This window comes from Paucibacter sp. Y2R2-4, assembly GCF_025717535.1.
Lineage (GTDB): Bacteria > Pseudomonadota > Gammaproteobacteria > Burkholderiales > Burkholderiaceae_C > Paucibacter_A.
This window is the reverse complement of record NZ_JAJIRO010000002.1, coordinates 628072-645639: the sequence shown is the minus strand read 5'-3', so window position 1 is coordinate 645639 and position 17568 is coordinate 628072. Positions and strand designations below refer to the sequence as shown.

Genomic DNA, 17568 nt, shown 5'->3' with positions numbered 1-17568 from the left:
CGCTTTCACAGCAAGTGGCGGCGCATTAGGGCTTGCCGTCTGTGCTTTGGCTGACGCGCTGCCGGTCCAGCACCACCATGTCGCGGCCGCGCCTTTGTATCAGGGATCGCTCTTCCAGCACCCGCTCTTCCAGCCGCAGTCGGCCTTTGACGATGAAAAACGAGGAGGTGGTGGCCGCCCGGTCGGCGCTCAGGACCACATTGGGCGGGAAGTAGGCGGCCGCGTCTTGAATGGTTTTCAATGGATTGGATTGGCGAGCTTGCACCAGACGCTCGGCCGAGGCCAGATCCATATTGTCAAAAAGCGCGGCGATGACGTCGCGCGGCGCGGTGTTCAGGTTCACCGGGGTCGGCGAAGGCAAGAGGATCAGCAGCGGCCGCAGCCGCTCTACTGTGTCCAAGCTCAGGCCCAGCCAAGTCATTTGATCCAGAGTCTTGGGCTGCAATGGGGCTTCGCCTTTGTCGGCTTCAGTGCTGTTGGAGGCTGTGGCAGGGCCTGGGTTGGGGGCGCTGGCGCCGCCTTGCGGCGAGGATGGCACATCGAAAGCCGCCCGCAATTGCTTGATGATCAGATCGGCCGTGCCCGGCGGGGCGGAGGCGCTGGTGCACAGGCGCTCGAGCACGCGTTTCTCCAGGGCCGGCAGCGGGCCGGCGCTGAGCAAATTGCGCAGGTTGTAGCGCGCTTGGGCGTCTTCCAGGCTGCCGGAAAGAAAGGCCTCCGGCCCGTCTTCGGCATTGCTTTTTTCTGCCGCCAAAAAGGTCGACAAGCGAGCTTCGGCCAATGGCACAGCCCAGACCTCACCCAAGTGATCCATGGGCTGTTCACCGCGAGCAGCGACGCGTTGGTTCTCGATCGCGTCCTCGCGCAGGATCAATCGGGCCCAATCGAGCGAACCTTGCAGAATCCAAGCGGCCTGGGCGCGGGCGCGTTCGGCGGCTTCGATCTGCACCGCCCGGTACTGGCGCCACACCATGGCCGAGGCCAAGCTGGCCACCAAGGTGACGATGATCATGGCCGTCAGCAGGGCCGCACCGGCTTGCTTCGAGCGCTTGAACGGGCTGTTCAAAGCGCGCTTCATGGCGTGGTCACCAGTTCGATCTGGCGGGTCAGGGCGCCGTTGAAGCCGCTGCTGGGCGCAAACTGCATCACCATGCGAACTCCGCTGGGCAGCGCTTGGCGCTGCTGTGTGCTGGGTGGCGGCACGCCGGAAGCTGCAGACGCTGGCGGCGCTGCAGTTTGCACATTGCCGGTGGACAAGCAATTGCTCCAGCTGTTGCCGCGATAGCAATAGAGTTGCCAGCCGCTGATGCCTTCAAGCGCTCGCAATTGGCCGCTGTCTTGCGCCAGCAGCTGAGTGGCGCGCTGCACGCTGTCGTCGAGCGCCGCCGCGGTTTGCGCGGGTTTGCTCTCCCAGCGGTAGAGCGCGCCGCTGCGTACGCTCCAACTGACCACTTGCAAGCCTTGCGCATGCTGGCGAATCAAACGCAGGCTGGCGCCGTCAAAGCTCAAGGCATCGGCTCGGCCCGGGTCTTGCACCGAGCGCAGGTCTTGCTCCCACTGCGCAATCACGGTTTGCAGCCTCGCGCTCTGGTCGATATGGGTCTGAGCCACTTCGCGGCTTTTCATCAAAGCGTCGAGACCGCGCCAGGCCATGATGGACATGATGGCCATCACTACCAGGGCGACCAGCACCTCGATCAAGGTGAAGCCTCGGGATCGAACTTGTGAGGACAAGCTCATCTCAGAAGCGTCCCATGATGGTGGACAGCAACAACTGCTGTTGTCCCGCCTCGTTCAGCACGACGGCATCGACCCGGCGAAAGTTCGGGTTAGGCGTTGGACGAACGGTGATGCGGCCGGCATAGCTGCGGCCAAACTGCTCGCAGCTGAAATCGGAGTCGCCCACGCCGGGGAATTGTTTGGACAGGCGCAACTCGGTCAACTGATTCTCGGCACACCATTGGGCTGCGCTGATGCTGCGCAGACGGTCGGCGTTATCGCTGAGTGCGCCGGCCGCCTTGATGCCCGCGCTCAAGGCGATGGCGACGATGGTCATGGCTACCAAGACTTCGATCAAGGTGAAGCCAGCCGCGTGTGCAGCGCGAAAGCGGGAGCAGCTCTTCATCAGGGCGCAGGGGCAGCGGGCAAGACTTCAAACGCCGACAGCCCATCCGTGCTCAGCACGAGATGTTGCTGACCCAGGCTGAGCTGCACTTTTTGGGCGCCAATCATGGGCTCCGGCCCTAAGGTGATTTGGCGCGCGCCGGCGATCTGCACTGCCACCGCATCGCCCAGCCAGCGCTGTGGCAAATGGATGCGAGTCGGTAGTCCGCTGAAGCGGAACTGATCTTGGCTGTCGTCTTGCACCGGCCGCCAGGTCACGGCCAAGCCCGCGGCACGGCTTTCGGCGCGGGCGGTCTCGAACAAGGCGGCCAGGCGTTCAGCTTCGCGCTCTAGTTGTACGGCTGCCGGATCGCGCAGCGACAAGCTGATCGTGGCCGTGGCGATGGCGATCAAGGCCACCACCACCAGCAGTTCGATCAGCGTGAAGCCTTGCGCGCTGCGCTTGGCCACCGGCGCGCTGCCGAGGAGGCTTTTATTGCCAGGAGCCGATGTCGGCGTCATTGCCTTCGCCTCCGGCGCGGCCGTCGGCGCCGAAGCTGTAGACGTCGATCTCACCCTTGATGCCTGGGTTGGCATATTGGTAGGGGTTCTTCCAAGGGTCCATCGGCAGTTTTTCGATGTACGGCTTCCAGTTCGGCGGCGGCGTGCCAGCCGTGGGCTTGCGCACCAGGGCGTCCAGGCCTTGCTCTTGGCTGGGGTAGCGTTGGTTGTCGAGCTTGTACAGCTTGAGGGCCTGCATCAGATTGTTGACGTCGGTGCGGGCCGCCGTGACGCGGGCTTCGTCGGCCCGGTCCAGCACATTAGGCACCACCAAGGCGGCCAACACGCCGATGATGACCAACACAACCAGCAACTCGATCAGGGTGAAGCCTCGCGACAAACCTTGGCGCAGACCGAAGGAAGAGGGCGTGCTCAAAGAAAGCTGAACTTTTGTGGGCATAAATCGTGGCGACCTGGTTGCAATAACGCCGCAGCTCGTGGGTAGCGCGGCGCATGAATCATAATCTGCCGATGCTTGCACGAATGTTTGCTTTTGTAGTGTGGGGCTTGCTGGGCTTGAGCGGCGGCTATTGGCTGATTCAGCTACTGGCCAAACCCTTGGCCACGCCGCCACAGGCCTTGCCCGCCGTCGAACGACAAGGTTTGCAAGCCGACCTGACGCGCTTGTTCGGCGCTGCGGCACCCGCGGCTGTAGAGGCCGAGGCGCCGCCTGCGGAGAGCCGTTTCAAGCTGCTGGGCGTGGTGGCACCCAAGACCAACCGAAGCCCCCACGCCGGCGAAGGTGTGGCGCTGATCTCTGTTGACGGTGTGGCCCGCACCGTTCGAGTGGGCGCCTTGGTGGATGGCAATCTGCGCTTGTTGAAGGTGGATGGGCGATCTGCCACTTTGGGTGATGCAGGCATTGCCAGCTTCACGCTGCAAATGACGGCGCTAGCGCCTGCAGCGACCGGCGCTTTGCAGGCTGCACAACCCTCGGCCGTGGTGCTGGGAGGTGCTTTGCCGCTGCCCCCGCCATTGCCTCCTGCAGGCCAAGATGCACCTTATGGCAACACGCCTGCGGCCGTGCCCTTGAGCGATCCTTCGGGACCTCCGGCTCGCTGAAGGGCTTCGATCAAAGCGCGCGAGCTGGCAAGCTGTTGTTCGTTTGCGGCCCTGAAGGCTCAGGGTTGGCGGCGATTTGGCTGGGGCTGGGCTCGACAATCTCATGCAGATCGGTGAGCAAGGCGGCCGCACTGCGAATCATGGGCCAAGCCAAGGCGGCTCCGGTGCCATCGGCGCTATCCATGCCCAATTCCAACAAGGCTGAGGCGTGGAACAAGGCCAGCGCTTCGTCCAAGCCACGGTGTACGTGGCTGCGGCAAAAGACGGCGTAATCGGTGACCGGGGTGGCGATCCGGGCTGCAACCTTCAGCGCGGCACAGGCGCTGATGCCGTCCACGATGATCAGATGACGCTTGGAGGCTGACACCAACATCGCGCCCACCATCACCGCGATTTCAAAGCCGCCGAATGCGGCCAACACTTCCATGGGGTCGGTAACTTCGCGGTGCCGTGATTGAGCGCCTTGCAGTACGGCCAGCAAATGGGCGAGATCATCTTGTCGCATGTCCGGGCCGGAAATCACAAAGTCGCGCACCGGCACGTTCACCAATCGAGACAAGACCAAGGCCGCGCTTTCAGCCGAGCCTTGTCCCATGCCGGCGCAGGCCAAGACATTGCCGGCCAATTTGTCGGCGATCTCCATGCCCACGCGCACGCCGGCATGGGCTTGCTCCAAGCTCATGGCCGGGCCAACGCGAGCATTGCGCGTGCCATGCGCGATCTTGCGCGAGAGCAGTTTGGCGTGCGGGCTCAGCGTTTCGGCAATGCCGCAGTCCACCACCGCCAATTGCAGGCCCTGGATGCGCGCAAACACCGAGACCGGCAGGCGGTTTTGCAGGGCGAGCTGGGCTTGCTCTTTGGTGCTGCGGCCCCATTGGCTGCCAATGCTGTCAACCGCCAAGCCGTGATCTGCTGCAAAAAGGGCCAAGACCGGGTCGCGAAAGCGCGGCGTCAAAGTGTTTTGCACCAGGCCCAGCCGCACCGCTAAGGGCTCCAACTCACCCAATCCGCCGGCGATGGCAGCATGACGGTCGACCCGGTCCCGCAAGGCTTTTTCCAGCTCGGGATTGGCCGTCGGCGAAATCAGGGACTGTTGCAGCGACATGGTGGCGGGAGCGGACGCGATTCGTGGTGCGGGGTGGAAAAGCGGCTATTTTGGATTCAAGCCTGGGCGCTGCCCATCCGCAAATCCCCTTTTCAAGGCGGATCGGCGTGCCTAGGTGGCCAGAAATTTGCTCGATTCAGCGCAGAAAGAGCTTGTAGACCGGATTGTTGGACTCGTCCTCAAAGGGGTAATTCAGCGAAGCCAAAAAGTCGCGCAGCGCCGCGCTGTCGCCGCGCGGCACCTGGATGCCTACCAAGATGCGGCCGTAATCGGCGCCCTGATTGCGGTAGTGGAACAGACTGATGTTCCAGTCGGGGTGCATTGAGGACAAGAACTTCATCAAGGCGCCTGGGCGCTCGGGGAAGATGAAGCGATACAGCCGCTCGTCGCGCGCCAGCTCAGTGCGGCCGCCAACCATATGGCGGATATGCTGTTTGGCCAACTCGTTGTCGGTCAAATCGACGGTTTCGAAGCCTTGCTTGGCGAAGGCCTTGGCCAGTTTGAGCGACTCTTCGCGCTTTTGAGTCGCCACGCCAACGAAGACATGGGCTTTGTTAGCGTCCGAAATCCGGTAATTGAACTCGGTCACATTGCGTGGTCCCAGCAGTTCGCAAAAGCGTTTGAAGCTGCCGCGCTCCTCGGGGATGGTGATCGCGAACAGCGCCTCGCGATGTTCGCCCACCTCGGCCCGCTCGGCCACAAAGCGCAGCCGATCAAAATTCATATTGGCGCCGCAGGTGATGGCGACAAAGGTCTGGCCTTTGCAGCCATGCTCAGCCACATATTGTTTGACGGCGGCTACGCCCAGACCGCCGGCGGGCTCCAGAATGCTGCGGGTGTCTTCAAACACATCTTTGATGGCGGCGCAGACGGCGTCGGTGTCCACCAGCACAAAGTCATCCACCAGCTCTCGGGTGATGCGGAAGGTCTCTTCGCCCACCAGTTTGACGGCCGTGCCATCGGAGAACAGGCCGACGTCATTCAGTTGCACCCGTTTACCGGCGCGCACCGAGCGCACCATGGCGTCAGAGTCACGCGTCTGCACGCCGATGACCTTGATCTCGGGGCGCACGGCCTTGATGTAGGCGGCCACGCCGGAAATCAGACCGCCGCCGCCGATGGCGCAAAAGATGGCGTCGATCGGGCCCTGGTGTTGGCGCAAGATCTCCATCGCGATGGTGCCTTGGCCGGCGATCACGTCTGGGTCATCGAAGGGATGGACAAAGGTCAGGCCTTGGGCTTTTTCCAGCTCTAGCGCATGGGCGTAGGCGTCCGAGTAGCTCTCGCCGTGCAGCACGACTTCGCCTCCCAGGCCATGGACACCGTCGATTTTGAGTTTGGGCGTGGTGGCCGGCATCACGATGACGGCGCGGCAACCGAGCTTTTTGGCTGAGAAAGCAACGCCTTGAGCGTGGTTGCCGGCTGAAGCGCAAATGACCCCGCGGGCCAGTTGCTCGGCGCTCAAATGCGCCATCTTGTTATAGGCGCCGCGCAGCTTGAAGCTGAAAACTGCTTGCTCATCCTCGCGCTTGAGCCAGACCTTGTTGCCTAGGCGCTTCGAGAGATTCTTGGCGGGTGTGAGCGACGTTTCCTTGGCGGCTTCATAGACGCGCGCATTCAGAATCTTCTGCAGATAGCTGTTATCACTGGGAATCAAGGCGGGGAGGGCGGGGCGAGCGGGCCGTTTGGCGCGGGCGGTTTTGTTTTCGACCTTGTTTTTCTTTGCTCGAGCGGGGCCAGCCATGAAATCTCCAATGCCAATCTATTGCAGCGCAACATGATAAGCGAGGGCATTGCGAGCGGGCCTGCCGGCCGGTTTCGAGCCCGAGCGGCATCAAAAAGCCCAAAAAAAAGCCCAAGCTTTTGCAAGCTCGGGCTGAATCCACCATGGAGGCGGTGGAGGAGACAAACGGTGCGTTTCAAGAAAAAGGGCTTGCGGTTTGCAATATCTTTGAATTGATTCGCTTGGGTAGAATTTTAGCTGCAAGTAATGCTGCACTGCAATAAATTTGCTGTGAATTGGGCTCCACCCCCTAAGAGAGGGAATGGCGCAGAACTTTTTGGAGTCGGACCGTATGGAATGCACGATCAATTGGATGGGCGCCCAGGGCATGGCTTTCGTTGCCGAGACGGGCAGCGGGCACTTATTGAATATGGATGGAGCGCCCGAGGGTGGGGGGCACAACCTCGCGCCGCGGCCGATGGAAACCGTGTTGGCCGGTACAGGCGGCTGCACCGCCTATGACGTGGTCTTGATCTTGAAGCGGGGGCGCCATGATGTGCGCGGCTGCCAAGTCAAGCTCAGTGCCGAACGGGCTGAGGTCGAGCCCAAGGTCTTTACCGCCATTCACATGCACTTTGTCGTCACCGGCAAGGGCTTGAAGCAAGAGGTGGTCGAACGGGCGGTGGCTATGTCGCACGAAAAATACTGCTCGGCCAGCATCATGTTGGGCAAGACGGCGACCATCACGACTTCGGTCGAATTGGTCGAGGGCTGATAGAGGCCTTGGGAAGCCCAACTCTCGTGGCGGGTTTGCCTCAAATGTAATGTGCAGTGCGCGTCATCAGTTTGGCGCTTAAACGCATCAGCGCTTTGGCTGGCGCAGGCAAGGCCTGGGCGCCGGCAGCCTGAGCCTCATCGGCATGCCGGGCTTCTTCGACCTTCATTTGGTGCACGATGGCGCGCGATGTTTGGTCTTCTTCAGGCAATCGATCCAAATGTGAAGCCAGGTGCTGCTCCACCTGTCTTTCAGTCTCTACGACAAAGCCGAGGCTGTAGCGGTCACCGGCCAGCGCCGCCAGGCTTCCGATGGCGAAGGCTCCGCCGTACCACAGCGGTGTCAAATGACTGATTCGCCCGCCTAGATCATCAATGCGTTTGCGGGTCCAGGCTAAATGGTCGACTTCTTCCTTGGCGGCATGAATGAAGTGCGCTCGCAAACTAGGGCTTCGGGTCAGCAGGGCTTGAGATTGGTAAAGGGCTTGCGCGCACACTTCGCCCACATGATTGACGCGCATCAGGGCAATCGACAATTGCTTTTGCTCCTGACTCAGCTGTTCAGGGGTTTCCGCCTGGCTTGGTGGCGCGGGGCGCGCCGCCTGGGGTGCGGCAAAAATGGTTCGCATTCCGTGGTCGATGCTGGCAAGCAGGCGATCCAAGTGTGAGCGGGAAGAAGGGTCGGGCATTGATGATGGCTGCACTGGCAATTTGAACACTCGGCGTATCGGCAGTTTAGATAAGATGGCTGGCAGTTGCCCGGCCATGAAGTCGCGAGGGAGGTCTATCGATCTGTGCTTGCATTCTTGTAATAGACTTTGTGAAGCATTTGTGATGCGGGATTTTCGTTGTATGTCAACAACGCAAACCCTGATTTATTTGCGCCTGTCTCGCAAAAGCCGCTTTCGTCTGGTGCAATACGGCAACTTCCACTGAGGGGGTTGGCCCGATGGGCTCCGATGAGGGGCTTGCAGATTGGGACCTCGTTGAATTTTTAGGAGTATCGAATGAAAAAATCTATTGTTGCACTGGCCGTTCTCGGCTCGTTCGCTGGCGTTGCTGCTGCTCAATCGTCGGTGACCCTGTTCGGCGTGGTCGATGCTGCTGCTCGTTACACCGAAGCCAATGGCAAGCATGTTTACAGCCTGGCTTCCAGCGGTAACACCACCAGCCGTTTCGGCGTGCGTGGCGTTGAAGATCTGGGTGGCGGCCTGAAGGCTGGCTTCTGGCTGGAAAGCGAAGTCGCAACTGACTCCGGCGCTGGCGGTTCTTCGACCGGCTTCTGGGCTCGTCGCTCGACCGTGAGCCTGATCTCCGACAGCATGGGCGAAGTTCGCCTGGGCCGTTTCAAGACTGTGACCAAGCTGGCAATCGAAGACTTTGACCCGGTGGCTGCTACTGGTCTGGGTTCCGCTTTCAACCTGCACAGCAAGCTGGGCACTTCGGTTGACATGAGCCGCAGCGACAACCAAATCGCTTACACCCTGCCCGCAAATCTGGGTGGCGTGTACGGTGGTGTGGACATCGCCGCAGGCGAAGGCACCAACGCCTTCAACAAGAGCATTGGTGGCCGCGTGGGCTACAAGGCCGGCGCTTTCAACGTCGCCGCTGCTTACACCGAATTCGGTGTGAACGACAAGTTCAAGCTGACCGTGTTGGGTGGTTCTTATGACTTCGGCATCGCCAAGGTCATGGGTACATACTCGCAGACTAAGTTCACCGCACACACGCAAGACATCTACAACCTGTCTGTGTCTGCTCCGGTGTTCGGTTCGGGCTTGGTTTGGGTGTCGGGCACTTACGCCGAGTACGACAAGGGCGGCGCCGCCAAGGCTCTGACCGGCAAGGCCGGTCAGGCAGCCGCAGGTTATGTCCATAACCTGTCCAAGCGTACAGCTCTGTACACCACCGTTTCGTACATCGAAAACGGCGGCAACGCCAGCTTCTCGCTGAACGGCAACAACCCAGCTGTGGTCGTTAGCGGCAAGTCGGGTGGTGTCGACTTCGGCGTGCGTCACAGCTTCTAATCCAAGCTACGCCAAGCAGGGCCTGTTTGGCCTTGCCGCAAAGTAAAAAGCCACCTTCGGGTGGCTTTTTTATTGGCTCTAGCCATTTGCCTGCAATTGAGCTTCACTTGAATGTCGGCATGATGGTGATGGCCTGTTCTATTTTTTTGACTTGATGGCCGCAGCATGAATTGCAGTCGTATCACTTTGCTGAATCTGCTACTTGCTCTCGGTTTGGGTGCGTGCACTACATCCAAGTTGCCTGATGCGTTGGAGGCGGTGGCATCGATGCCAGAGCCGCTGGCAGAATGGTCTGCGCGGCCACTGCCAGGAAAGCGCTTGACTCATTATTCGCTTGCGCAGCGAGCAGGGCGACCCTGCGTCCTTGCTCAAGCCGCCCAATCCGTCAGCTTGCTCCGTCGGGCCTTGGATATTGACTCGAGTCAGCTCGGGCGCGTTCAATTTGATTGGTGGATACAGGGCGTTGAACCCAGTGCCACGGTGACTCATCCTGACACCGATGATGCGCCGGCGCGTCTCGTCCTTGGCTTTGCGGGCGATGAGGCCAAGCTTTCAATGCGCAACCGCTTGCAGTTTGAATTGGCTCAGGCTCTGACCGGCGAGATGCCGCCCTATGCCACGCTGATGTATGTGTGGGATGCCAGGGCTGATGTTGAAACCGTGGTGATCAGCGCGCGCAGCGACCGCATCCGCAAGATCGTTGTCGGTAGTGGCGGCCGCGGCAAGGGTGCCTGGCAAAGCCTGCAGCGCGATGTTTCGGCTGATTTTCAAAACGCTTTTGGCGAGGTGCCAGGCCGCTTGGTTTCTATGGCCTTGATGACCGATGGCGACAACACCGGTAGCCGAAGCACGGCTTGCTACGGAAGTGTCTTGTTGAAAGACGATGCAGGGCAGACACTGGCGGGCAGCTTGCAACTCTGAAACGTTCGTTGCTAGCCGATCAAGCCCTCAGGGCTTACCCGTTTGTGGGTCGCTCCTGTATTCGCCATCATGTCGCAGCTTACCGGTGCGCCGAAATGGTTCGGCACACCCGCTACTTCTCTGATCTCGTGGCTGCCGATGCTCGGCGTCGTACCCTGGGCAGCTAACGTTTGACCTGTACATGCTAGTTTTTATTCTCAGACGCCTGGCTCAAGCGCTAATCGTGATGCTCACGGTGGCCTTCATGGCCTTCATGTTGTTTCAGTATGTAGGTGACCCTGTGACCAATCTGCTGGGTCAGGATGCCACCGAGGAGCAGCGCATTGCTTTGCGTCATGACCTGGGTCTGGACGCGCCCTTTCCCGTGCAGTTCGCGCGTTTTGTTTCCAATGCGACTCAGGGTGAGTTTGGGCTGAGCCTGCGGCAGGGGCGCAAGGTTTCTACCTTGATCGTGGAACGCTTGCCGGCAACTTTGGAGCTCTCCTTGGTCGCGGGATTGATTGCGCTGGGATTGGGCATTCCATTGGGCGTGTACGCCGCGCTGCGCAGGGGTCGAGCCAGTTCTCAGGCTTTGATGATGCTCTCCCTATTGGGTGTTTCCTTGCCTACATTTCTGATCGGCATTTTGCTGATCCTGATCTTCGCGGTTTGGCTCAAATGGCTGCCCAGCTTTGGTCGCGGTGATGTGATCGCCTTTGGGTCTTGGACCACGGGTCTGCTGTCAGCAGATGGCTTGCGGCACATCCTTTTGCCTGCGATCACCCTGTCGGTGTTTCAGTTGACGCTGATCATGCGTTTGGTGCGTGCCGAGATGCTGGAGGTGCTGCGCACCGACTACATCAAATTTGCGCGCGCGCGTGGACTCAGCAACCGCAGCGTTTATTTTGGCCATGCGCTGAAAAACACTTTGGTGCCTGTCATCACCATCACGGGGCTGCAGCTCGGATCACTGATCGCCTTTGCCATCATCACCGAGACGGTGTTTCAGTGGCCGGGTATGGGCTTGCTTTTTATCCAGGCGGTGCAGTTTGCGGACATTCCCGTGATGGCTGCCTATCTGTGCTTGATCTCCTTCATTTTCGTCACCATCAATCTCTTGGTGGACTTGCTCTACTTCGCCGTTGATCCGCGCCTGCGTGTTGAAGGCAAGGCGCATTGAATCCTCCTGAGTCCGCATTCTTGAGACCAGCCCTGATGAGTTCAACACCAAGTCCGAGTGCATCACCGGGAGCCCTTGCGAGGTTTCTCGATGGCGATGTCTGGCATTCTTTTCGCTCTTCACCGGTTGCGATTCTGGCCGCAGTGATTGCTTTGGTCTGCGTCGTCTGCGCGGTGTTTGCCGAGTGGGTTGCGCCTCACAATCCCTTTGATTTGGCCTCGCTGGAGTTGATGGATTCGCGCCTACCGCCTGCTTGGATGGAAGGTGGCAGTCGCAAGTACTTGTTGGGCACTGACGACCAAGGGCGCGACATCCTTTCTGCCCTGATGTATGGCGCGCGAATATCTTTGTTTGTGGGCCTGGCCTCGGTCTTGCTGTCGATGTTGATTGGCGTCGGCCTGGGTTTGCTCGCTGGCTTTGTGGGCGGCAAGGTGGATGCCTTCATCATGCGGGTTTGCGATGTGATGTTGTCTTTTCCGTCCATCTTGGTGGCCTTGTTGATTGACGGCGTCGGCCGGGCCATGTTCCCTAACGCGCATGATGCGCTGGCTTTTCTGGTGCTGATTCTGGCGATTTCTCTGACGGGCTGGGTTCAGTACGCCCGGACCGTGCGAGGGTCCACGCTGGTGGAGCGCAACAAGGAGTACGTGCAAGCGGCGCGCGTGATCGGCGTTTCACCAGCTCGCATCATGCGCAAGCATGTCTTGCCCAATGTGCTGGGCCCGGTCTTGGTCTTGGCCACCATTCAGGTGGCGGCCGCCATCATCACCGAAGCCACCCTGTCCTTTTTGGGTGTCGGTGTGCCGCCCACCAGCCCATCGCTGGGGACTTTGATCCGGGTGGGCAATGACTTTTTGTTCTCCGGCGAATGGTGGATCACCATCTGGCCGGGCGTCATGCTGGTGCTGATTGCCCTGAGCGTTAACTTGCTTGGCGACTGGCTGCGCGACGCCCTCAACCCGCGACTGCGCTGAGCAAGCGGCACGACACGATCATGACGACCACTCCTTTGCTTCAGGTCCGCCATCTGCGGGTCGAATTCCCGACGCGGCGCGGTACCTTGCTGGCGCTGGATGACATCAATTTCGACATCGCGCCGGGTGAAATTCTTGGTGTGGTGGGCGAGTCTGGCGCTGGCAAATCACTGACTGGCGCTGCCATCATCGGCTTACTCGACCCTCCCGGCCGCATCGCCTCCGGCGAAATCTTGCTGGAAGGCAAGCGCATCGACAATCTGCCCTATGAGCAGATGCGCAAGATTCGTGGGCGCCAGATCGGCGCTATCTTCCAAGATCCACTGACCTCCTTGAACCCGCTCTACACCGTGGGGCGACAGCTGATCGAAACTATCACGACCCATCTGGGCCTGAGTGAGGCACAAGCGCGCAAGCGGGCCATCGAGTTGCTGGAGCAAACCGGCATCCCTGCCGCTGAGGCGCGCATCGATCAGTATCCGCACCAGTTCTCCGGCGGCATGCGCCAACGGGTGGTGATTGCGCTCGCTCTGGCAGCCAGCCCAAAACTGATCGTGGCCGATGAGCCCACCACGGCGCTGGATGTGTCCATCCAGGCCCAGATCATTTCTTTGCTGAAGAACATCTGCAAGGAGCAGGGGGCGGCGGTGATGCTGGTCACGCACGATATGGGCGTGATTGCCGAGACCTGTGACCGTGTGGCAGTGCTGTATGCCGGCCGGGTGGCCGAGATCGGGCGGGTTCATGAGGTGATTCATCACCCCGCCCACCCCTACACCCGCGGTTTGATGGGCTCGATTCCTTCGATGGATGAAGATCGTGAGCGCCTGCTGCAAATTGACGGCGCCATGCCTCGATTGAATGCCATCCCGCAGGGTTGTGCCTTCAATCCGCGCTGCCCGCAAGCTTTTGATCGCTGCCGCAGCCAGCGACCGGAGCTCAGTGCAGCGGCCAGCACGCAAGCGGCTTGCTGGTTGCACAGCAGCAGCGTGGAGACGGTGCGATGAGCGGCCCCTTGTTGGAAGTTCAGGACCTGGCGAAGACTTTTGATGTCTCGCCGCCCTGGCTGAACCGTGTGATCGAACGCAAGCCTAAGCAGTTTGTGCATGCGGTGGACGGCATTGGCTTTTCGATTGCGCGCGGCACGACTTTGGCCTTGGTGGGCGAGTCGGGCTGCGGCAAGAGCACCGTGGCGCGCTTATTGGTCGGCCTGTACGAGCCCACGCGGGGCGCCGTTCGGTTTGATGGTGAAGATATTGCCAAGACCTTGGCATCGAACGCGGCGCTGGCCTTGCGTCGGCGCATGCAGATGATCTTCCAGGATCCCTATGCGTCCTTGAATCCGCGGTGGAAGGTTCAAGACATCGTGGCGGAGCCGCTGCGCGAGCATGGCTTGTTGGCTGGCCTGGAGCCTCAGCGCGAGCGTGTTGGGGAACTTTTGCGCTCGGTGGGTCTGTCGCCGGTTGACCGTGACAAGTTTCCACATCAGTTCTCTGGCGGGCAACGCCAACGGATCTCCATTGCCCGCGCGCTGGCCACGCAACCCGAGTTTTTGGTCTGCGATGAGCCGACTTCGGCGCTGGACGTTTCGGTCCAGGCCCAGGTGCTCAACATCATGAAGGACCAGCAGCGCGAGAAGGGCCTCACCTATCTGTTCATCTCACACAATCTGGCGGTGGTTCGCCATGTGTCAGATCAGGTGGGCGTGATGTATTTAGGGCGCTTGGTGGAGTTGGCCGACAAGGCGCAGTTGTTCGAGCAACCGCGCCACCCCTACACCCGCATGCTGCTGGATGCGATTCCCGACATCCATATGACCGGCCGCTCTCGCACACCAGTGCAGGGCGAGGTGCCCAATCCGCTCAATCCGCCAAGCGGCTGCAGCTTTCATCCGCGCTGCCCCAAGGCCACGGCGCGCTGCAAGGTCGAGCGGCCTCAGATGCTGGAGTTTCAGGGGGTTCGCGTGGCCTGCCATGCCGTTGAAGAGGGGCGCAGCTAAGGCGCCAAGCTGCATCAACGCAATCTGTTCAGGGGGCGGGCGAAGAGGCGGCGGTCGCGGCTGGCTTGGACCCAGTCGCTGTGGTGGCCGCCGCTTGTGCGGCTTTAGAGAGCGTCAGCGGGCCTTTTTGACCGCAGCCGGCGCTCAGCACCAAGAGGGCCAAGCAAGCGAGCTTTAGGCCGAGGCTTGACCCTGAGGTGCGCGCGGTTGGGACTACGCGTCCTACACTTGCGGGCTGTTTGAAGCGATCGCGCTTTGTATTCATCATTCCGGAAGTTTATCGCCCATGTCCTCCTCAACACCGGCACCAGCTGCTACGCCCCTTTCTGACGCGGACTACCTCGCCAAGGCCCGAGCCACACTGGACCAAGTCGAGGCCAAGGTTGACGCTTGGTTGGATGCGGATGTGGTGGACATTGACAGCCACCGCAGTGGCGGTCTGCTGGAATTGAGCATGCCCGGCGGCAGCAAGATCATCATCAATACGCAGGCGCCGCTGCAAGAAATTTGGCTGGCCACGCGTGCCGGTGGCTATCACTTCCGCTATGTTGAAGGCCTGTGGCTGGACACCCGAAGCAGTGCCGAGTTCCTGCACCTGCTGTCCGAACAGGCCAGCGCCCAGGCTGGTCAGGTGCTGAACTTCAGCGCTTGAAGAGATCCATGATGCTCTTCTTCTCGTCCGGACTGGCCGCCTGCGGCATCGTGGTTTCGTCCTGACTCAACTCGCGCACGCCGTCTTTGCCAGAGTATTCATCGTAGTACCACTCGTTGTTGATGCGCACGATGCCCTCAGGCGCGCTGGGCTCTGAAATGGCGATATTGCGCAGCGCATAGCTCATGTACTCGATCCACACCGGCAGCGAAAGGCCGCCACCGGTCTCGCGGTCGCCCAGCTTCTTGGGCTGGTCATAACCAATCCACACCACGGCGACCACTTCTTGCTGGTAGCCGGCGAACCAGGCGTCCATGGAGTCGTTGGTGGTGCCGGTCTTGCCGTAGATGTCGGGGCGCTTGAGTTGCGCCTGTGCTTTGGCCGCCGTGCCGCTGCGCGTCACTTCTTGCAAGAGGCTGCTCATCATGAAGGCATTGCGCGCCTCGATGACGCGGGACTCTTCGCCCACCACGGTTTGCGGTGCTTCGTAAAGCAGGCGGCCTTTGTTGTCCGTCATCTTGGCGATCAACTGCGGGCTGACCCGGTGGCCGCCATTGGCAAACACCGCATAGCCTTGAGCCATCTGCATCGGTGTGACCGAGCCTGCGCCGAGCGCCATGGTCAGGTAGGCAGGGTGTTTCTCGGCCTCGAAACCAAAGCGGGTCAGCCAATCTTGGGCGTAATGGACGCCGATTGAATTCAAGATTCGGATCGACACCATGTTTTTTGACCGAGCCAAGGCGCGCCGCAAAGGCATGGGCCCCTCGAAGGTGCCGTCATAGTTCTTGGGCTCCCAGGGCTGGCTGCCGGTGCTGGAGGCGTTGAAGAACAAAGGTCCGTCATTCACCACGGTGCTGGGCGTGAAGCCTTTTTCCAGCGCGGCGGAGTAGATGAAGGGCTTGAAGCTGGAGCCCGGCTGGCGCCAGGCTTGGGTCACATGGTTGAATTTGTTCTTGGCGTAGTCAAAGCCGCCGACCAGCGCGCGGATCTGGCCGTTGCGCGGATCCATGGACACAAACGCTCCTTCCACCTCAGGCAGTTGGGTGATGGTCCATTCATCTTTGCCGGCGCGGGTCGCTTTGATCACGCGGATGATGGCGCCGCGACGGATGCGTGTCTTGGGGTTGCCTTTGTCGGACAAGCCCGAGGTAGCGGGCTTCAGGCCCTCGCCGCTGAGCGTCAGCGTTTCGCCACTTTGCAGGGCTGCGACCACCTTGCGCGGGTCGGCTTCCACCACCACCGCTGCCAGCAGTTCATCATTGGCTGGATGATCGGCCAAGGCTTCTGCGACGCGAGCGTCCAGGTCCTTCTGAGTGGCCGGCAGGTCCACATAGGCTTCGGGGCCCCGGTATACCTGGCGCCGCTCGTAATCCATGATGCCGCGTCGCAACGCGCGATAGGCGGCGTTTTGTTCGTCGGCCTTCAGGGTCAGGTAGACGTTCAAGCCGCGGGTGTAGGCCTCGTCGCCATATTGGCTGAAGATCAGTTGCCGTGCCGCTTCGGCCACAAACTCGGCATGCGAAGGGGTCTCGCTCATCTGCCGATAGCGCAGCACCTCGGTCTTGGCGCTGTCGCGTTGCTCGGGCGTGATGAAGCCATTTTCCAGCATGCGCTCGATGATGTATTGCTGGCGGATATTGGCGCGGCGCGGGTTGTTGATTGGGTTGTAGGCTGAAGGCGCTTTGGGCAGGCCGGCCAGCATGGCCGCCTCGGCAATTGAGATATTGCGCAGCGGTTTGCCGAAATAGACCTCGCTGGCCGCCGCGAAACCGTAGGCCCGGTGACCCAGAAAAATCTGGTTCATATAGATCTCGAGAATCTGCTCCTTGCTCAGGGCGTTCTCGATCTTCAAGGCCAGCAAAATCTCGTAAATCTTGCGGGTTAGCGTCTTCTCGGTCGACAAGTAGAAGTTGCGAGCCACCTGCATGGTGATGGTGGACGCACCTTGGCTGCGGGACTCACCCACATTGGCCAGGCCGGCACGGATCACGCCCAGGTAGTCAACGCCGCCATGCTGATAAAAGCGCGCGTCTTCAATCGCCAGCACGGCGTCCTGCATGACCTTGGGGATTTCCTTGATGGTCAAGTAGTTGCGGCGCTCCTCGCCGAATTCCCCGAGCAATTGCCCATCATTCGACAAGATACGCATTGGCAACTTGGGCCGGTAATCGGTCAGACCACTGATGTCCGGCAAATTGGGGTAGGCCATGGCCAGCGCCAAGGCGACCAAGAGCAGCACCGAAAACAGGCCGGCCAAGCTCAGACCGAGCAGCCAGCTGATCAGCTTTCCTGCCCAGCCTAGGGCCGTTTTTTGAGTTTCGGGGCGAGACTCGGTATTTGAGTTCCGAGGGACTTTCTTTTTGGCTTCGCTCATGGGCCTCCGCTGGGGTCGAAGGATTATAGAAAGCTCTCCACCCCGCGCTGCTTTCAACTTGGCCGCTACAGGAAATGGCTGAAGTCGGAAACGCGGTGTTTTTCCGGCCTTAGCGATGGGGCAGCGCCGTGTAT

18 protein-coding genes are annotated in these 17568 nt (G+C 60.5%); 9 read left to right on the top strand and 9 right to left on the bottom strand.

Features of this window, described 5'->3' with window-relative positions:
• Positions 1–25: 25 nt before the first annotated feature.
• The 5 genes from gspK to gspG are packed head-to-tail and all read right to left on the bottom strand — an operon-like array spanning position 26 to position 3040.
• Positions 26–1078: a type II secretion system minor pseudopilin GspK gene (gene gspK, locus LNV06_RS09785; RefSeq protein WP_263538055.1), complete on the bottom strand. Its 1053-nt coding sequence runs from the start codon at positions 1076–1078 to the stop codon at positions 26–28.
• Positions 1075–1740, bottom strand: coding sequence for a PulJ/GspJ family protein (locus tag LNV06_RS09780; protein WP_411970096.1), 666 nt, complete (start codon positions 1738–1740; stop codon positions 1075–1077). The genes gspK and LNV06_RS09780 overlap by 4 nt, the downstream gene beginning before the upstream one ends.
• Before the next feature lies 1 nt (position 1741).
• Positions 1742–2125, bottom strand: coding sequence for a type II secretion system minor pseudopilin GspI (gspI, locus tag LNV06_RS09775; RefSeq protein WP_263538053.1), 384 nt, complete (start codon positions 2123–2125; stop codon positions 1742–1744).
• A complete protein-coding gene (locus tag LNV06_RS09770; RefSeq protein ID WP_263538052.1) occupies positions 2125–2625 on the bottom strand; it encodes a pilus assembly FimT family protein in 501 nt (166 codons plus the stop codon). Before LNV06_RS09770 ends, gspI begins: the two co-directional genes overlap by 1 nt.
• A complete protein-coding gene (gene gspG / locus LNV06_RS09765) occupies positions 2597–3040 on the bottom strand; it encodes a type II secretion system major pseudopilin GspG (protein ID WP_318013470.1) in 444 nt (147 codons plus the stop codon). The genes LNV06_RS09770 and gspG overlap by 29 nt, the downstream gene beginning before the upstream one ends.
• A gap of 95 nt (positions 3041–3135) precedes the next feature.
• Between gspG and LNV06_RS09760 the strand changes: the two genes are divergently transcribed.
• The gene (locus LNV06_RS09760) at positions 3136–3726 is read left to right on the top strand and encodes a hypothetical protein (protein ID WP_263538051.1); all 591 of its coding nucleotides are present in this window, start codon (positions 3136–3138) and stop codon (positions 3724–3726) included.
• Positions 3727–3736: 10 nt separating this feature from the next.
• On the opposite strand, the gene LNV06_RS09755 is transcribed toward LNV06_RS09760, so the two are convergent.
• Positions 3737–4831, bottom strand: coding sequence for a nicotinate-nucleotide--dimethylbenzimidazole phosphoribosyltransferase (locus LNV06_RS09755; protein WP_263538050.1), 1095 nt, complete (start codon positions 4829–4831; stop codon positions 3737–3739).
• 136 nt (positions 4832–4967) lie between these two features.
• Entirely contained in the window at positions 4968–6575 is a 1608-nt protein-coding gene (gene ilvA / locus LNV06_RS09750) for a threonine ammonia-lyase, biosynthetic (RefSeq protein ID WP_263538049.1), read from the bottom strand.
• Positions 6576–6906: 331 nt separating this feature from the next.
• Between ilvA and LNV06_RS09745 the strand changes: the two genes are divergently transcribed.
• Entirely contained in the window at positions 6907–7329 is a 423-nt protein-coding gene (locus tag LNV06_RS09745; RefSeq protein WP_263538347.1) for an OsmC family protein, read from the top strand.
• Positions 7330–7369: 40 nt separating this feature from the next.
• Here the strand turns inward: LNV06_RS09745 and coq7 are convergent, their stop codons facing one another.
• Entirely contained in the window at positions 7370–7957 is a 588-nt protein-coding gene (coq7, locus tag LNV06_RS09740; protein ID WP_411970095.1) for a 2-polyprenyl-3-methyl-6-methoxy-1,4-benzoquinone monooxygenase, read from the bottom strand.
• A gap of 378 nt (positions 7958–8335) precedes the next feature.
• On the opposite strand from coq7, the gene LNV06_RS09735 reads away from it, so the two are divergent.
• The 7 genes from LNV06_RS09735 to cyaY all read left to right on the top strand — a co-directional run bounded on the left by LNV06_RS09735 (position 8336) and on the right by cyaY (position 15060).
• Complete coding sequence (locus tag LNV06_RS09735) at positions 8336–9355, top strand: porin (RefSeq protein WP_263538047.1); 1020 nt, start codon at positions 8336–8338, stop codon at positions 9353–9355.
• Positions 9356–9520: 165 nt separating this feature from the next.
• A complete protein-coding gene (locus LNV06_RS09730) occupies positions 9521–10276 on the top strand; it encodes a DUF3047 domain-containing protein (RefSeq protein ID WP_318013469.1) in 756 nt (251 codons plus the stop codon).
• A gap of 181 nt (positions 10277–10457) precedes the next feature.
• Positions 10458–11435: an ABC transporter permease gene (locus LNV06_RS09725; RefSeq protein WP_263538045.1), complete on the top strand. Its 978-nt coding sequence runs from the start codon at positions 10458–10460 to the stop codon at positions 11433–11435.
• Positions 11436–11470: 35 nt separating this feature from the next.
• Positions 11471–12409, top strand: a complete 939-nt coding sequence (locus tag LNV06_RS09720; RefSeq protein WP_263538044.1) for an ABC transporter permease — start codon at positions 11471–11473, stop codon at positions 12407–12409.
• Positions 12410–12429: 20 nt separating this feature from the next.
• On the top strand, positions 12430–13416 hold the full coding sequence (locus LNV06_RS09715; protein ID WP_263538043.1) for an ABC transporter ATP-binding protein: 987 nt from the start codon (positions 12430–12432) through the stop codon (positions 13414–13416).
• On the top strand, positions 13413–14408 hold the full coding sequence (locus LNV06_RS09710) for an ABC transporter ATP-binding protein (RefSeq protein ID WP_263538042.1): 996 nt from the start codon (positions 13413–13415) through the stop codon (positions 14406–14408). The genes LNV06_RS09715 and LNV06_RS09710 overlap by 4 nt, the downstream gene beginning before the upstream one ends.
• Before the next feature lie 286 nt (positions 14409–14694).
• Positions 14695–15060: an iron donor protein CyaY gene (cyaY, locus tag LNV06_RS09705; protein WP_263538041.1), complete on the top strand. Its 366-nt coding sequence runs from the start codon at positions 14695–14697 to the stop codon at positions 15058–15060.
• Here the strand turns inward: cyaY and LNV06_RS09700 are convergent.
• Positions 15050–17434 carry a penicillin-binding protein 1A gene (locus LNV06_RS09700; protein WP_263538040.1) on the bottom strand — a complete coding sequence of 795 codons (2385 nt, stop codon included), beginning with the start codon at positions 17432–17434 and terminating at the stop codon, positions 15050–15052. The two genes, cyaY and LNV06_RS09700, sit on opposite strands and share 11 nt — an antisense overlap.
• Between the last annotated feature and the right edge of the window lie 134 nt (positions 17435–17568).

Bases quoted from the DNA above. Each gene is read 5' to 3' on its own strand.
- gspK (WP_263538055.1), bottom strand. From the start codon at position 1,078: ATGAAGCGCGCTTTGAACAGCCCGTTCAAGCGCTCGAAGCAAGCCGGT.
- LNV06_RS09780 (WP_411970096.1), bottom strand. From the start codon at position 1,740: ATGAGCTTGTCCTCACAAGTTCGATCCCGAGGCTTCACCTTGATCGAG.
- gspI (WP_263538053.1), bottom strand. From the start codon at position 2,125: ATGAAGAGCTGCTCCCGCTTTCGCGCTGCACACGCGGCTGGCTTCACC.
- LNV06_RS09770 (WP_263538052.1), bottom strand. From the start codon at position 2,625: ATGACGCCGACATCGGCTCCTGGCAATAAAAGCCTCCTCGGCAGCGCG.
- LNV06_RS09760 (WP_263538051.1), top strand. From the start codon at position 3,136: ATGCTTGCACGAATGTTTGCTTTTGTAGTGTGGGGCTTGCTGGGCTTG.
- LNV06_RS09755 (WP_263538050.1), bottom strand. From the start codon at position 4,831: ATGTCGCTGCAACAGTCCCTGATTTCGCCGACGGCCAATCCCGAGCTG.
- ilvA (WP_263538049.1), bottom strand. From the start codon at position 6,575: ATGGCTGGCCCCGCTCGAGCAAAGAAAAACAAGGTCGAAAACAAAACC.
- LNV06_RS09745 (WP_263538347.1), top strand. From the start codon at position 6,907: ATGGAATGCACGATCAATTGGATGGGCGCCCAGGGCATGGCTTTCGTT.
- coq7 (WP_411970095.1), bottom strand. From the start codon at position 7,957: ATGCGAACCATTTTTGCCGCACCCCAGGCGGCGCGCCCCGCGCCACCA.
- LNV06_RS09735 (WP_263538047.1), top strand. From the start codon at position 8,336: ATGAAAAAATCTATTGTTGCACTGGCCGTTCTCGGCTCGTTCGCTGGC.
- LNV06_RS09730 (WP_318013469.1), top strand. From the start codon at position 9,521: ATGAATTGCAGTCGTATCACTTTGCTGAATCTGCTACTTGCTCTCGGT.
- LNV06_RS09725 (WP_263538045.1), top strand. From the start codon at position 10,458: ATGCTAGTTTTTATTCTCAGACGCCTGGCTCAAGCGCTAATCGTGATG.
- LNV06_RS09720 (WP_263538044.1), top strand. From the start codon at position 11,471: ATGAGTTCAACACCAAGTCCGAGTGCATCACCGGGAGCCCTTGCGAGG.
- LNV06_RS09715 (WP_263538043.1), top strand. From the start codon at position 12,430: ATGACGACCACTCCTTTGCTTCAGGTCCGCCATCTGCGGGTCGAATTC.
- LNV06_RS09710 (WP_263538042.1), top strand. From the start codon at position 13,413: ATGAGCGGCCCCTTGTTGGAAGTTCAGGACCTGGCGAAGACTTTTGAT.
- cyaY (WP_263538041.1), top strand. From the start codon at position 14,695: ATGTCCTCCTCAACACCGGCACCAGCTGCTACGCCCCTTTCTGACGCG.
- LNV06_RS09700 (WP_263538040.1), bottom strand. From the start codon at position 17,434: ATGAGCGAAGCCAAAAAGAAAGTCCCTCGGAACTCAAATACCGAGTCT.